This window comes from Chitinimonas violaceus (assembly GCF_052601015.1).
On record NZ_JBQXDJ010000354.1, the window covers coordinates 1 to 233 of the forward strand.

Genomic DNA, 233 nt, shown 5'->3' on the forward strand with positions numbered 1-233 from the left:
GGATCAAAAGACATATTGCTGTTGATACGCTGGGCTTGCCCCATGCGATTGCGGTAACGACGGCAGAGGTCACCGATCGAAGTGGTGCATTGGAAGCACTAAAAGACAGCCATGCTGACTTGAGTCGAGTGTTGAGTGTGCTGGCAGATAGTGGTTATACGGGTCAGCCGTTTGCTCAGGGTGTGCAAGCTTGCGTGGGGGCGACAGTGCAAATAGCCAAGCGTAGTGAGCTG

General features: G+C 53.6%; 1 protein-coding gene. It reads left to right on the plus strand.

What is annotated here, in order from left to right:
• A partial coding sequence (locus ACUHMQ_RS21700) for a transposase (protein ID WP_445297452.1) occupies window positions 1-233 on the plus strand: 233 nt, incomplete at both ends.